The 15,215-nt window shown below is 36.7% G+C and carries 12 protein-coding genes; all 12 read left to right on the forward strand.

Annotation, left to right across the window (positions count from 1 at the left end):
- Positions 1-704 precede the first annotated feature (704 nt).
- Entirely contained in the window at positions 705-1,091 is a 387-nt protein-coding gene (locus H4J69_RS11590) for a hypothetical protein (protein WP_182216387.1), read from the forward strand.
- Positions 1,092-1,164: 73 nt separating this feature from the next.
- Positions 1,165-1,926, forward strand: a complete 762-nt coding sequence (locus H4J69_RS11595; protein ID WP_182216389.1) for an SAF domain-containing protein — start codon at positions 1,165-1,167, stop codon at positions 1,924-1,926.
- Between the two features lie 37 nt (positions 1,927-1,963).
- On the forward strand, positions 1,964-3,286 hold the full coding sequence (locus tag H4J69_RS11600) for a CpaF family protein (protein ID WP_182216391.1): 1,323 nt from the start codon (positions 1,964-1,966) through the stop codon (positions 3,284-3,286).
- 2 nt (positions 3,287-3,288) lie between these two features.
- Entirely contained in the window at positions 3,289-4,158 is an 870-nt protein-coding gene (locus H4J69_RS11605) for a type II secretion system F family protein (RefSeq protein ID WP_259364964.1), read from the forward strand.
- Positions 4,155-4,970, forward strand: coding sequence for a type II secretion system F family protein (locus H4J69_RS11610; RefSeq protein WP_182216394.1), 816 nt, complete (start codon positions 4,155-4,157; stop codon positions 4,968-4,970). The genes H4J69_RS11605 and H4J69_RS11610 overlap by 4 nt, the downstream gene beginning before the upstream one ends.
- A gap of 48 nt (positions 4,971-5,018) precedes the next feature.
- Positions 5,019-6,086: a hypothetical protein gene (locus H4J69_RS11615; RefSeq protein ID WP_182216396.1), complete on the forward strand. Its 1,068-nt coding sequence runs from the start codon at positions 5,019-5,021 to the stop codon at positions 6,084-6,086.
- 264 nt (positions 6,087-6,350) lie between these two features.
- The gene (locus H4J69_RS11620; RefSeq protein ID WP_259364963.1) at positions 6,351-7,172 is read left to right on the forward strand and encodes an EAL domain-containing protein; all 822 of its coding nucleotides are present in this window, start codon (positions 6,351-6,353) and stop codon (positions 7,170-7,172) included.
- Positions 7,173-7,301: 129 nt separating this feature from the next.
- Positions 7,302-7,637, forward strand: coding sequence for an Hpt domain-containing protein (locus H4J69_RS11625; protein ID WP_182216398.1), 336 nt, complete (start codon positions 7,302-7,304; stop codon positions 7,635-7,637).
- 12 nt (positions 7,638-7,649) lie between these two features.
- A complete protein-coding gene (locus H4J69_RS11630) occupies positions 7,650-9,056 on the forward strand; it encodes a sigma-54 dependent transcriptional regulator (protein WP_182216399.1) in 1,407 nt (468 codons plus the stop codon).
- 458 nt (positions 9,057-9,514) lie between these two features.
- Positions 9,515-10,357, forward strand: a complete 843-nt coding sequence (locus tag H4J69_RS11635) for a phosphate/phosphite/phosphonate ABC transporter substrate-binding protein (RefSeq protein ID WP_182245033.1) — start codon at positions 9,515-9,517, stop codon at positions 10,355-10,357.
- A 30-nt stretch (positions 10,358-10,387) separates the two neighbouring features.
- Positions 10,388-12,991, forward strand: coding sequence for a response regulator (locus H4J69_RS11640; RefSeq protein WP_182245034.1), 2,604 nt, complete (start codon positions 10,388-10,390; stop codon positions 12,989-12,991).
- Positions 12,992-13,053: 62 nt separating this feature from the next.
- Entirely contained in the window at positions 13,054-14,367 is a 1,314-nt protein-coding gene (locus H4J69_RS11645) for an OprO/OprP family phosphate-selective porin (RefSeq protein ID WP_182245035.1), read from the forward strand.
- Positions 14,368-15,215: the final 848 nt, after the last annotated feature.

Raw genomic sequence — 15,215 nt, forward strand, 5'->3', positions numbered from 1 at the left:
GTTCTTTCTTATTCATAGTCTGCCAATCCTAACCCCTTTTGGGGTACTAATGATAGGCAGTTACACAGATTTTGCTACAGGGTCGTTGGTTGGTTCAAACACTAGTATTTATTAACTTTTTATTGCCATAAAATATTGCTAACAAAATGATAATTATTGCTTAACTGTTAATTTATTTTTTGATAACTACTAATTTTTAGCTATACAATGCGCCACATATAGACCCTTTAACTCCGTTTTCTAAGTTACTTCCACAATAAAAAGTTAGTTTTCTTCTCGTTTCTATTACGAAACAAGCGATACATCTCCATTTTAAACAAAGCTGTCGGTTTAGAATCAATAATCATAAATTTTAAAATTATATGAGTCTGACTCTTTAAGCGTATGGGCATTCATTTTTAATAGGCTATATTTTTCGCAAAAAAAAGATTTTCTTTTTTGAATAGCTCAAATGAGGGTACGTAAATAAATAATACAATCTGATTTGCAAATTGCAAATCAGATTGTGAACTAAGCTTTTTAGCTAATAACCAATACAGTGATGATTTAATTTTAATTAAAATTTATTTTATTGTTTTATAAGGATTTATTTGGTTTTATTTTGGTTTGTTTAAAAGCTGGCACAGCAATCGCAATAGTCTATGTAAGCTCAAATAATTTGGGTTTATTAATTACTAACTTACACAACATTAAAGGTAAACATTATGAAAACTCTTATAAACAACAAACTAGGTAAGAAAAAACAAGGCGGATTTGTGATGACTTCAGAGTTGTTATTGTTATCGACTACGATAGTCATTGGCCTAGTCGTAGGTCTAAGTACGATGCGTGACGCTGTAACGGCTGAAATGGAAGATGTTGCTGAAGCAATTGGCTCACTAGACCAGAGCTACGCTTTTGATGGTATGAAAAATGGTGAAGGAACGTCAGAGATAAGTGGCTCTGGTTTTATTGATGCGGTTGATATAAATGCAGGTGATGGTCAGAAGTTTGAATTTATTAATACTGACTTTTCTGAATCTGCCGCCTCTATTAGTGGTACAGCGAGTACAGCTGCTGCTTCTGCTAGTAATACCGGCAGTTTGAACTAATCAGGCGTTTCACGGGCAGGTTCAGCCATTGCACCTGTCCAAAATATTCCTAACTTGATAAATGAGGTGACATATGAAAAGTAAATTAACCGGTAGTGCCACGGGTGCCATGATCCTCTTTGCAGCATCAAGTATGTTAGCTTCAGTGCTAGGACTTCGCCAGTTTGAAAATATGACAACGGAGCCGGCATGGATAGTCAGTAGTAATCTACAACCGGGTCAAGTACTGACTTCATCACTCCTTAAACAAGTGCGTATTGATGAAGACAATCTTGCAGGCACTATACAAAACCCCCGTCATTTGATGGGTAAAACATTAAAGGTTAGCAAGCGAGCAGGGAGTTCGATTTACCCAAGCGACTTGAAAACTAAAGAAAAGAAATCTTTATCTGATGCTATTCCAGCTGGTCGTGTTTTGTTTACCCTAGAGCACATCCAAAAAGGTATGCCTTACGAGCAGTTGAGTGACGGTGACCGCTTTGATGTGGTTGTCAGAGGCAGGAATGGTGTAAGAACCGTTGCCCGTGATGTGCAGTTAATTGGTATTAACCACCCAGCTGCTAAAAAGACTGCAGACAGTGGTTTAAAAAATATGCTAATGCCAAAAAATAAGCAGGCAGGAGTTACCTCTGGGGTGTCTCTAGTTGTGGCGATAAGACCGTCTGATGTATACCCATTAGCGAGTATCAAAGCCAGCGATTCGATAGCGATGATCTTTCACAGTGCACACGATAGGGCAAAAGGTACTCAATATAGTATTGACCCCAAACAACGTTATCGCAATATTGAAATGGTAGCAGGTATTCGTCGTTCAAATGTGCGAGTGAACAATTAAAATGCCTTAACAAGGTATTAAGTAAAGGTAACACATCATGAATAACTCAAATAAAATTTTAGGATTTACTGCGCTAGACAAAGAGAATATAGAATCAGAGCGCTTTCGTGAGTTACGTCGTTTTTTACATAATCGCCTAATTGACGGTATGGAAGAGCAGAACATACATCTGTTAAAAGATACTTCGCAGGTTGAACGTCGCCTTGAACGATTGATTGAAGAAATACGTCCAAGATTAAATCCAGGTTTAAGCGTATATGAGAGACAAGCATTAACCCTGCAAATTATGCAAGAGTTAACGGGCTTGGGTCCAATTTCTGACTTAATGAAAGAACCTGGTGTTACCGATATTTTAATAAACGGTCCAGATGAAATTTGGGTTGATAGAAACGGACGATTAACAAAAACTAAGTTACGTTTTGATAACGAAAGTCATTTACGTCGCTTTTTGGACAGAGTGTTAAGTACTCAAGGTAGGCAGCTAGATGCACGTCAACCTATGGTAGATTCTCGCTTGCCTGATGGTAGTCGATTACATGCAGTGATCCCACCGCTTTGTGAGTCGGGACCAATCGTTTCAATTAGACGTTTTCATACCGAGGATTTGACTACTCAGCAACTAATTAATAGGGGGTTTCTAAGTAAAGCCATGATGGACTTCTTAGAACTTGCCGTATCAACAGGTATCAATATAGTAATAGCGGGTAGCGCAGGAGCAGGAAAAACCACTTTATTGAACGCTATATCAGGTTTTATCCCTACAACAGAGCGTATCGTAACCGTTGAAGAAACGGCTGAGCTTCAGCTAAAGCATCCCCACGTTATCTCACTCGAGTCTAGACATGTTAATAGCGAAGGCAGTGGTGCAATTAATCTTAGTGATTTAGTTAGAAATGCACTTCGCATGAGGGCTGACCGTATAGTGGTTGGTGAAGTCAGGGGGGTTGAAGTTTTGGATATGTTGCAAGCGATGAATGTTGGTCATGACGGTAGCTTAACTACCTTACATGCTAATAGCCCACATGATGTAATCAGCCGCATGGAAACACTTGCGTTAATGGGTGGAGGCTTTTCAAAAGAAGCTATTCAGCAGATGATTCGTTCTTCTCTACAATTAATTATTCAAGTTATGCGCTTCCAAGATGGCAGCCGCAGAGTCGTAAGCATTTGCGAGTTAGTTCATGGTGAAGATAAAGATGAAATTCGAGAGTTGTTTAGTTTTAAGCACGCAGCAAACAGTGAACCAGACCATATACATGGTAAGCATGTTGCAACAGGTAATAGTACTGAACTAGCGGCTAAGGTAGCAGTAAAAGGCTATAAAAGTGAACAATTCAATCGATTATTAAAGGTGGACTAGTGATGATAAATATAGAGTTTATCGGTTTATCCCTAAGTTTATTGGTAATGCTAATTATTGTATTGCATTGGTTTCGTGAATCTAAAAGGGGCAACGCCAATTTTTCATATGCTGTTAAGAGCAAACCTGATTCGTCATTGTATAATCATTTGCAAACGCTTAATTTGAATCTACCTCCAGCACTTGTTATTGCGGGTATAGCAATCGTTGCCTTCGCTATTTTTATGTTACTGCTTGAGATATTCCCCAAGCATATTCCTTTGGCGGCTATTGCGGGAATGGCGGTAACGGTGTTTTGCTTTAATAGCATCAGTGATATGGCGAAAATGAAAATAAAACGAGTAGAGAAAGGTTTAGCTGAAGCTATGGATATGATGAAAGCGGCTTTAACGAGTGGCCAGTCGCCTCACCAGGCTATTGCTTTAGCTGCACAGTCAGGTCAAGGAACTGTTAAGCATCAACTAACAGAAATGTTAGGACGCTTGGATATGGGCTGTTCGCCAGAACAGGCTATTAATCATCTAACAACCAAATACAACTGTATTGCAACTCGACTATTTGCACAAGTTATTATTGCACGCTATCAATCAGGAAGTGATCTCACTTTTATGCTTGATTCTGTTAACCGCATTGTTCGAGATCGACAACGTCACCAGTTACAAATTGACACTCACTTATCCGGTACTCGTTATGCTGCAATATTATGTGGTGGTTTACCCTATATATTGATTCCAATTTTACTATGGCAACAACCTGACTGGTTCGACACCTTATTAAAGCATCCATCTGGACCAACATACTTGGGCGGGGCGCTATTTTTACAATTTACTGGTTATTTATGGTTACGTCGTATATCGAGGATAGAGCAATGAATATATTCAACTGGCTGGATTTACTTTTTTTACTAATGTTAATTATTTTTCTCTACTTTTTAAAACAAAGTCTTACCAAAGAGAATAAATTGATTGATGATCCCTTTAATAAGTCCAAAAAAGCTTATTTAATTTATCCAAATAAATTGATCCGCCAATGTGGTATTTCAGTGGCTGGTTTCTGGTTATGGTACTGGTCAGTAAAGTGGTGCACTGCTGTAGTACTAGTAATAATTGCTATTGAGTTGTCATTTAATTTATGGATTATTATCAGTACGGGTATTGTGTCCTTTTTATTGATGGACATGTATCTACTTATAAACCGGAGTAATCGTCGACGTAGAATTAATCTGTCATTAGTCTTTTTTATCAATTTACTGATTGTTTTTTTGAAGTCAGGTTTATCGTTAAGCCAGGCATTTCGAAAAGCTGCTCAATTTGGCTTGCAAAAAGACAACCCTTTGGCAGCAGAGCTTGAGTTAATTGCTTACGAGCTAGATGCTGGCCGTGATCGCACTGCAGCCTTTGATAATTTGTCTGTCAGGACTGGTGTAGAGGCGTTAAATAAATTATCGGTAATAATTAAGGCTGGGATTGAAGTAGGTAGCCCCGTTGGTGACGGATTACAATCATTAGCTGACTTTCTGAGGTTACAACAGGACCAACAACTAACAAGTAGAATTAACCGCAAAGCCCTCGAATCTACTTTGCCGATGGCAATGGTCTGCTTCCCGATGTTTTTTGTGCTAGTATTTTTTCCTGCTGGACAGCAGATCAGCGAAATAATGAAATTGTTGGGTGATATCCTATAATTATAAGATATGCTGTTTTAGCGGTGCTAAATAATAAAAGGAAGTAAAATGATTGAAGTTAGATTGCCAAAAATAATGAAGGAAAATTCTCGATTAAAAAAACAAGCAGGTTTTGTTTTAACCATTGAGCTGATCCTGATTATTACTATTTTAGTCATAGGAAGCTTTGTTGGCATAGCTGCTGTTCGCAATGCATTATTTGAACAAAAGATTAAGCAACAAGACCGAACCGTGTTGGTGGCAGATAGTAATAGTCAGGTGTTAGGCGAAGTGATAAATTTTGATGAACATGATGCACCACAATTGTTTTTTATTGACCGTACCTCTACAGACAGCACAACAAATTACCGAGCACTAATAGGTGTTCGTGATGACCGTTTCACCAGTAGAGAGCCAATTTATTACACTGAACTAAACTGCCAAGGCCCTCCTTGCATCAAGCCAACCAGTGCTGAGACTTTAGATAATACAGGCATTAGCCGTTTACCTAATACGGGTTCAGTGAGCTACTTTCAAGCATTGCAGGGCGCTCCTAATTACGCCATTGGTCGCTCACCTAATGGGCTGCCAGGATTTTTATATAAAGAAACCTTTGAAGCTTGCCCGATGCTAGAAATTATTGGGGGAATTGGTTCTCCTATTGGATCACGTTATATTTCACAAAAAGTGTTAACCGGTGAGCCATGCGAATCACCATTCATCTTACCTACTTCGCTGGGGCAACCGGCATTAACTTGCCAAGCATCTGAGGTTGATATTTCAATTAATAACGTAACAGATAATCTTCTTGAAAAAAAAATCAAATTGGGTATTTGTGATGCAGGCTGTGGCACTAATACACAATTGCAATGTAGTTGTCCATCTGGATATTATTCTGTTGCTGATGGCTCTGTCGATGGCCAGTGCTGCCCGACGGGTACAAATTATGACGACCCTTCATTTTGTAGCGGCTTGAGCCTGAAAAAAGCAGAATCTGTCATTAATATAAATGATCCTACTCAAAATGCGTTAGAGCAATTTACACCCCCTTTCCAGGTTAACTTACCAGTCTTAGGCGGTAGAGTTGATGGCGACCAATGGTACAACACTGCGCCAAAGGGTGAAGGCAATAACTGATAAAGGTTGTTAAGAAAAAGCAGGGAAGGATGTATAACTACATTCTTCCCTTTTTTTTACAAATGGCAATTTGGTAATCAGTCTTAGTAATTTGATTTGCATTTTGCAACTATCAGTATTTAATAAATGTAAATACTAGTGGTTATGTTTTATTAGGTTTTATTTTTCAGTGGCTTATGTGTTTTTTTTGGTTTGGGGTTTACGTTGGTCTACGAATTGCTTTGTTAGTACTATCGACTCAAAGTAAATTAGGAATGAAATAATATGAATATGTCACTTTCACCAATAGATACACTTGAAACAACAATTGTTCACACGCCATCAAAGTTAGATGACTTGACTTGCATTATTGAAGACGCATTACAAAATCAGCACTTCTCTATGGTTTATCAACCACTTTTTTGTATGCAAAATAGTAAATTAACAGGTTTTGAAGCTTTGGTTAGATGTCACTCTCCTCAGTTCGGGTTTATTTCTCCTGATAAGTTTATTCCACATGCCGAGAAAAATGGTCAGATTATTGAACTGGGAAGTTGGATATTTAAACAAGTACTGTTGGATCTTAAACGTTATCTTCAATATGGTTTAAAAGATATTACCGTTTCAATTAATGTATCTGCTGTTCAGATAGCAAATACTGATATTTTTGAGCAAATTATGACCTTAGTGGATAAACTAGAAATACCTACACGTTGTATTAAATTGGAGTTGACTGAAACTGCACTGATCCAAAATCCCAAAGTTATCGCTAAGGTTTTTGACGCCTTTCAAAAAGAAGGGATCGAAATATGGGTAGATGACTTTGGAACTGGTTTTGCTTCTTTAAGTTTACTAAGAGAATTCAAAGTTAATGGTTTGAAAATAGATAAAAGCTTCGTTGATGGTATCGCGACATGTAACGAAGATTTTACTCTATGTAGTGCAATCGTAGCAATGGCACAACGACTAGGCATGCATATTGTGGCTGAAGGTATTGAAGATGAAGTGCAACTGCAAATACTTAACCAATTAGGTTGTGATACTGCGCAAGGCTACTTACTAGGACGTCCAGCATCATTTGAAGATAATTTACGCCGTTGGAGTTAAAACAATATTCATAGGTAGTTTAGATGATGAATATTAAGATTTGTCTAATTTGCAATTTGCAACGCATTTTGTAATAGTGTTTAAATAGTGAGCAGATTTTTAATCAGTGAGTAGAGTATGAGCTGTTTAATGGATGAAAAGGTCATTCAACAAATGATCGAAGATTTAGATGAACTAACTTGTCATAAATTGATTGGTTTGTTTATAGACGAGATGACCATGTCTTTAGTCGATTTAGAAAATGCATTTATCTCGATGGATTTGAAGAAAATTGAAGAAGTGACACATAAACTTAAAAACTCGGCAGCACTTTATGGGGCTATGACTGTAGCAACAATGGCCAGTGAAATAAATGATAGGTTATGCTCAACCTCAAGGCTCTTTAGGGATACAGATAACCAGCTATTAGATTTGATCAAACAAACTCTGAAACTGTATAACAACAAATATGGCAAAGAATTTTAGTAAGGGAATAATATGTCTAAAAATTCACAAAAAACCTTGGTTTATATTGTAGAAGACAGTGTATCAAGTGGAGCCCTTTACAGTTCTCAACTTGAAAGTATAGGTTATGAAACTAGGCATTTTGTAGATGGTTATTCTGCCTTAGCCGCGATTAAAGAAAAAATGCCCAGTGTTATTATTCAAGATGTTTGCTTACCAGATATTAGCGGTTTAGATGTACTGCAATTTGTCAAGCGTCAGAAGTCACCTGCACGGGTTATTATTATCACTTCTAATAGTTCTATTGAAGTAGCTGTTGATGCTATGCGCTTGGGCGGTTTTGACTTTATAGAGAAGCCGTTTACTAGAGAAAGAATGGTGACTTCGGTTTATGATGCAATAAAGCAGATTAATCTGGAAACAGAACCCCCTGCAGTTGAAGATGAAGTTTCAGATCAACCAGATACGAGTTTTCTTGGTGAATCATTAGCGATGAAAACTGTTTTTCGCTTGCTAGATAGTGCTGCTCGTAGCAAGGCAAGCGTATTTGTCACCGGTGAAAGTGGAACAGGTAAAGAGGTTTGTGCTCAGTACTTACATAACACCAGTGCTCGGAAAAATGGTCCCGTGATTGCAATTAACTGTGCGGCGATACCAAAAGATTTATTTGAATCAGAGTTTTTTGGTCATATGAAAGGCTCTTTTAGTGGCGCTCTGGCCGATAGAAAAGGAGCTGTAGAGGTCGCTAATGGTGGAACGCTATTTCTAGACGAAATTTGTGAAATGGATTTAAATTTACAATCTAAGTTACTTCGATTTTTGCAAACAGGTACATTTAGTCGTGTTGGTAGTAGTGACGTAATACAAAGTGATGTTAGGGTTGTTTGTGCAACTAATCGTAATCCAGCAGCCGAAGTTGGCGAAGGTCGCTTTAGAGAAGATTTATATTATAGATTAAATGTTATTCCAGTTCAGTTACCTGCTTTAAGGGATAGAGGTCCAGATATTTTATTGTTGGCTAACGCTATTTTATTGGATAAAAATGAAGCTAATGATAAAGGATTTCAACAGTTTTCATCAGATGTTCAGACATTATTTATGAAGTATGACTGGCCGGGTAATATTCGAGAATTGCAAAATGTGATTGAGAATATGGTCGTAATCAATACTGGTACTGAGATTACAATTGACATGTTACCAGAGAGTTTCAGACAAACTAACCTTCAAGTTACAACTACACCAAGTGTAATTAAATCAGAAACCAAGGCAAGTACTTCTGTTGGCCCTACCAGTATTCAAGAGATTGTTCCCATGTGGATAGTTGAAAAAAACACTATAGAAAAGGCAATCGAAGTTTGTGATGGTAACATCCCGCTGGCCGCCGCACACCTAGGCGTAAGTGCGTCAACAATTTATAGAAAAATGAAAAACTGGGACTAGTTGCCCAGCTTTGTTAACCTGCTAATTTTGGGACTTTACTAAGTAATAAAAACTGGTAAGTTGTAGTCCTATATATGATTGTACTATGGGTAATATTTGAGTTTAATCGAGCCATGGATAACTTAACAAATAGCCGTTGAGTAGTGAAACTCTTAAATCTAAAATATAATTTTTAGTGAAGTCATATTCAGTTAGTTCAAGATACTTGTAATATATTTATATAATCTTTAAATAAAATGTATCAATTAATTTATATATTCTTAAATGCAAAGCAATTTGACTTGCATATTGCGAATCAAATTGCATGTTCAATAATTCCCATCAAATTACACTGAGTGAATAAGTATAAAAAATATTATTTATCAATAATTTAAGTTTTTTTTTGATATTGTTAAATGCTGGAGTATTTCTTGCTTTTGTTAAGTGCATGAACAAATTTAAAAAGCATAGGTGAATAGATGAAGATATTAATTCAATTTTTAGCAATAATTTATATTACATGTTTTATTGGCTTTGCTAGTGCGGATACAGCTGAGGTTGTTGAAGCTAAGCCTCTAGTATTTGGGATAGTTCCGCAGCAATCAGCAGCTAAGTTAGCTCGTAACTGGATTCCGTTACTTAAACTGATCAGTAAGAACACAGGTATTGAACTCAAATTTGCGACAGCTCCCGATATTCCAACGTTTGAAAAGCGATTAATTGCAGGTGACTATGATATTGCGTATATGAACCCATACCACTACGCTGTATTAAGTAAGGAAGAAGGCTTTAAAGCACTTGTACATGAACTAGGGAAAAAAATTAAAGGCATTTTAGTTACTAATAAAAATAGTGAAATTAACAAGATCGAAGACTTATCGATGCAAACAATTGCTTTTCCAGCGCCAGCATCTTTTGCCGCCACATTGATCCCCAAGGCAAACTTAGCACAGAAAAACATTAACGTTCAAAGTAAATACGTTAATTCACACGATGCTGTATATCGCAATGTTGCCATGGGCCGTTTGGTAGCAGGCGGCGGAATAATACGCACGTTTAATGCATTACCAGAGCGCTTTCGAAAACAATTAAAAATCATCTGGACATCAGACGGTTATACACCACACGCAATTGCTACTCATCCGCGGGTTACTGAAGATACTCGACAAAAACTACTTCGTGGTTTTTTAGATATTAAAAATTCTGATGCTAGTGTGAAATTACTAGTGCCACTAAGAATGAAAGGTTTTACACAAGCAAACGATCAAGAGTGGAATGATGTTCGTAGTTTAGATATTAATCTTCTACTTGGTAAAAATTAAAAAGCTTACTTTTTGGCTCAGGGAATTTCTATGTCATTTCGAGTTAAAACAATATTATTCATAGGCATTACAGAAACTCTATTTTTGTTATTGTTACTTTGGCAATCTCTAGCATATCTTGAGCAATCAGGTGAAGAGGCTTTATATAAAAGAGCCAGTGAGACCTCTCATTTATTTAGCTTACTCGCTAAAAATGCAGTGATCTCATCAGATATTGCTGCATTGGACGAAATTACACAGCAAATAGCTGTGCTCGGAGGTGTTCAATATATTCGTGTATTAGACAGTGACGGTATTCTTGCACAAGCTGGAGATACAAGTAGTTTAGAGGATGGCTTTTTCGAAGATACTCTAATTTACCAGGTAGATGACCGTATATTTGATACGCAGGTTTTAGTAATGGAGTCAGGAACTGAATTTGCCAAAGTACAAGTAGGTTTACCCGTTGACCCCTTATTGTTATTTATAAGTGAAGCGCGCTATCGTTTATTTGGTATTGCTTTAGCTGAATTGGTAATGGTTGGCCTGATTTCGCTAATACTTGGTAGTTACTTAACCAAAGGTTTACTTGTTTTACAAAAAGTAGCACTTGCTGTAACAAAAGGTGATATGTCGTCCAGGGCGGATACAGAATCAAAAGATGAACTTGGTGTCACTGCAAAAGCGTTTAATGTGATGTTAGATAAGATTAATGATGATCAGAAGAAACTTAATGAAAACGCTATTAATCTCACCAAAGCAAAACAAACAGCAGAGAATGCATCCCAAGCTAAATCTAGATTTTTATCACAAATGAGCCATGAAATACGCTCACCAATGAATGCAGTGTTAGGTGCAGTTAATCTAATATCGGAAAAAATTAAAGAGCCCCCTGAGCATATTCGGTTGCTAAACACAGCGCAAAGTAGTGGCAGAGCACTATTAGAGGTTGTTAATGACATACTCGATTTTTCTAAAATTGAGGCAGGTCACATGTCACTAAAATATAGTGAAGTAGAACTCTTACCTTTACTTGATGATGTATTGAATTGCGCCGAAGCTAAAATAGCTAATCGAGACTTAACGATATTGGGTGATGTTGCACCAGGGACTGTTGAGCGAGTTATTACTGATGCAACACGTTTACGTCAGATACTGACTATTTTAGTCGATAATGCCTGTAATTTTACTCCCCGTGGGATTGTTTTGGTGACTATCCAACGAATCCAAATAGCAGATGGTAAAGATACACTGCAGTTGAATGTAAAAGACTCTGGTATAGGGATTAGAGAAAAATATTTAAATCAAATATTCGAAGAATTTGAACAGGTTGATTCGACATTAGAGGCAAATTCCAGCGGCACTGGATTAGGCTTAAATATAGCCAAAGGGCTTATTACCTTAATGGGGGGATCAATTACTGTTAGTAGTAAATTAAATCAGGGCAGCGATTTTTGTTTTACGATGCCCGTAGAGTTTGTTGAAGATAAAACAATAGATAAACATCAATTTGAAGGCCCAATGGTACTTGTTTCGGATAATCAAAGTTTACAGGAAGTTTTTGCTAATAAAATTAAACAAATAGGGGGCACTTTCTTCGGCTTTAGCAATGTAGATATGTTACGTGAGCAGGCAACGCCGCAATTATTAAGTAAAAAATCGGTGTGGCTAATAGAGGATGGAGCGACTGTTAACAACAGCAATAAGATTTGGTTAGACTCGCTTGGTATTAATGTTCACTGTATTTCTAGCTTAGGTGAAACTTTGTCAAGTTCATACCTAGGCTTTAATCGTATAAATAAACCACTACTCTTTAACAATATATGTTCTTTGAACGATAAAAATAATACATTTTCAGTGACGAAATCTCAATTAACTTATAGTGCTCATAATGATAAAAAAAATATTTTATTAGTTGATGATATGGAAGCTAATCGATTTATTGCGGGTGAAACATTAAAGAATCGTGGCTACCAAGTTGTTTTTGCATGTAATGGTTTTGATGCGCTCGATATTTTAGAAACACAAGTTTTTGATGTTATTCTAATGGATATTCGTATGCCAAAAATGAATGGAATAGTCACAGTAGAACATTTAAAAGCAAGCGGTGGTATTAATAAAGACACCCCAGTAATTGCGATGACAGCAAACGCAGAAAAATCTGAAATGGCGAGATGTAAAGCTGCAGGAATGGAAGGCTTTGTCGGTAAACCTTTCGATACACAAGTGCTAATCGAAAGTATTAATCATTGTATCTACAGCACCGAAACACAAGAAAAAAGCAAAGCTAATAGCCCTTTAAATGAAGATGAAGTGTTGTCAGAAAGCGTACTTAAAACTTTGGCAGAGGATTTGTCCGAAGTCGCAGTTTTAACTTTGGTCAACCTATTTATTATTGATATTGAAGAACGAGTGCAGATGATAGAAACCTCGTTAGAGAAGTCGGATATTGAAGCACTTGGGGATCATGCCCATGCCTTAAAAAGCTCTGCGGGTTCATTAGGGGCAACGGCCATGTATAATTTTTGTAAAAGATTAGAACAAGCCAGTTTAGAAAAAAAACTTATGGAAGCTGAAGTTATATGCAAAGAACTAAAATCTATTAGTGAGTTAACGCTCAAAAGATATATCGACTTTAGCGCTAAATATGTATAAGTCTTTCATTTTATCATTAGATAAAAATAGATTTTAATATTCAAACTGTATTTGGAGAAATCATGAAAAAAGCATTAGTGTTAAGTTTAAGTATGCTGCTAGCAACACCGGTTAGTGCGCAATCAGAGCTGGCAATGTTACTTGAGGTTTTAAAAAATAACGGCACCATAAGTACCGAACAATATCAGCGCTTAATGGCTGAACAACAAGATGAAAAACCAAAAAATCAAGCACTACCTCTGGTTAAAAAACGGGTTAAAAATCAGTCCGAAGTTTTAGTTAAAAATGGTTTAAAAGTGAGCAGTGCTGACAAGAAATTTTCAACACATTTTGGTGGGCGTGTAGAAGCACACGCAGCTTGGTATAGTAGTGATGATTTTGATTTAGCTGATGGTTCGGCTATTCGTCGAGCTCGACTATTTTTAAAAGGTACCCTATATAACGACTGGCAATATAAATTGGATTATGATTTTGTAGCTGGAGGCTCTAAAGGCATAAAAGATGCTTTCCTAGGATATAAAGTTAATAATTCAGTTCAATTAATTGCGGGTAACTATAAAGTGCCATTCTCGTTAGAGTTCCAGGCCAGTTCTCATGCAAATACATTTATCGAACGTTCACTGGCTTTTGCATTATCACCAGGTAGGCACTTGGGGGCAGGCGTAAATATTTTTAAGGATAATTGGTCTGTGCAAGCTGGCGTTTTTGGTAACAAAATACATCTAAGTAGTGAAGGTCAAGATGAAGAGACTCTCATTGCAGGACGATTTGTCTGGTTACCCATTAAGAAAGATGATTATTTTGTTCATATAGGTATCGCGGGTTTGTACTCTAATAATGGTGATAATGACACATTAAGACTTAAATCTAATCCGGAAAGTTATGTTGCTAATACTCAGTTAGTTGATACGGGGGGCATTAAAGAGGTTGAAGATTACTCGCAAGTAGGATTCGAACTCGCTTTTAACTACAATCGATTTAATGTTCAGAGTGAATATATACAAAGCTCAGTAAAGACAGGTCCAGAAATCTTAGACTTTAGTAGTTGGTATATTCAATCGAGTTTATTTTTAACCAATGACCGACGAGCGTACAAAAAAGGTAAGTTTGGTATCGTGAAACCGCAAAGTATTCTTGGCCAAGATGGTAGCGGAGCATGGGAACTTGCTATGCGTTACAGTGAAATAGACTTAAGTTACGGTAGTGTTATAGGTGGCGTTGAAAGAAATATGACGCTAGCATTAAATTTATATGCGACACCTGAAATACGCTTTACTGCAGAATACTTAAAAGTGTTGGAAGTTAGTAAAAATAATCCAACGACAGACCATGCAAGCGTGGATATTGGCCAAGTAAGAATGGAGTGGGTATTTTAAGTCGGATGAAAAATAAAATTGAATGTAGATTGGATCGCTCCAAGAGGCCAATAATCTGGACTTGTGTGACTTTAAGAGGTCGAACAGCTTATATATCTCAACTAATATATAAGCTGCATTCTCGCCGTGGATTAATAATAACTATTGAGAAGTAATGCTATTCAAAATTTCTCTATAAAAGTTTAATCCTTTATTCCTGCATCATAAATTTCATCATCAATAATGGTTTTAGGGATCTCCGAGACCTGCTCTCCAATATCGTTAACATTGATAGATGGATAGTCCACACATTCTTCTAACATTTAGAAAGCATCCTGAATGTTTTGAGACTTGGTTTCAAAAGAATTAATAAGACACTCATGTTAAATAGCTAAATATATGACAAATATATGACAAATATATTTTAACATTTATGGAGTCCTCACCGATAAGTGAATTAATAAGACACTCATGTTAAAAAACTAAATAGATGACAAAAGAATTAATAAGACACTCATGTTAAATAGCTAAATATATGACAAATATATTTTAACATTTATGGAGTCCTCACCGATAAGTGATATTTTGACAATATATTCATGTATTAAAGAAAGATGTAGTCAATTTGCTCCCAAAATAACAATTTTTTGGCAAGGCTATTTCTCCAAAATCATGGATCCATAATTCACACCTGTTTTAATGTTTTCAAGCAAAGAGTTTATTGCAATGGCTTAAGTTATGTCTTCGCTTTAATTGCTGATGCTCGCAGTAATCACTCAGCACACCTTCGTGGCCGATAGCACCATGAAATTGTGTTCTAAATTCGGTGGTGATGATTAACCAGTTGTCCGCAGAGATATTCAATCGCT

This window comes from Colwellia sp. BRX10-9 (genome assembly GCF_014077405.1).
In the GTDB taxonomy this organism is placed as follows: domain Bacteria; phylum Pseudomonadota; class Gammaproteobacteria; order Enterobacterales; family Alteromonadaceae; genus Colwellia_A.